Source organism: Arthrobacter sp. Y3225116, from assembly GCF_059091245.1.
The window spans coordinates 1-860 of sequence record NZ_JBNHGL010000498.1; the positions used below are offsets into that span (position 1 = coordinate 1).

General features: G+C 72.8%; 1 protein-coding gene. It reads right to left on the reverse strand.

Annotation, left to right across the window (positions count from 1 at the left end; genetic code table 11):
* Nucleotides 1-835, reverse strand: an 835-nt coding sequence (locus AC5RV2_RS18590; RefSeq protein ID WP_494093554.1) for a DUF5719 family protein, incomplete at its 3' end; no start/stop codon positions are given.
* Nucleotides 836-860: the final 25 nt, after the last annotated feature.

Here is an 860-nt window from a genome sequence, read left to right on the forward strand (position 1 = left end):
GCGCCGGCGCCGCGTCCTCGTAGCCGTCCTGGGCCCGGATCGCCCGGGCCGGTTTCTGGTCCTGGACGGTGATTCCCGTGACCACCTGGCGCGTGCCGGCCGGGGCCGAGGCCTGCAGCAACTCGACGCCGCCGGGGGTCAGCTGGCGCAGGATGCTCTGCTGGATGAAGCCGGTCACCGGGCCGCCGGAGGACTGCACGCGCACGGCCAGGGATTCCTGGTTCGCGGCCACTCCCGCCAGCACGATGGAGCGTGACTCCCCGGGAGCGACCAGCAGCCCGCGGGTGCCGGCAGCCTGGACCTGCCCCTCGGACGAGACCAGTTCGAGGTCGACCGAAGAGGGTGTCTGGGAACTGTTGTGCAGTTTCAGCACGGACGTGGTTCCCACGGTGGTGGACGCGCCGAGCAGCCAGAAGTCATTGGCCGGTGCCATGCAGTTGGCAGCGGCCAGTCCGCGCAGGTCGCCGTCGGAGGCCCGGTAGGTCATGGCCGCGCCGGCCAGCGCGGTGGACTCCCCCATCGGGGCGGCCCGCAGCACGGTGGGAGCGGACAGATCCTGTCCGGACACCACGGACGCCACCATCTTGGTCTCGCCGGAGGACTCTTCCGTCGGTTCCGCGATGCGCGCGAGCGGAGTGCCCGCGCCCAGTTCCGTCAGCTCGCTGCCGGGGACGTTGCCGCCGAGGTCGCTGAGCACCAGGGCACGCGCCCTTGTCTGCGCCGTGGTGGAGACCGGGCTGAACTGCGGATCGGTGTCTTCGGCGGCGCTGTCCAGCAGCCGCAGGGGCTCCGGGCACACCGCGGTGTAGTCTCCGGCCGGAACGGCAGCGGACACGGGCGGCCGCTCGGCGGCCCCGCCC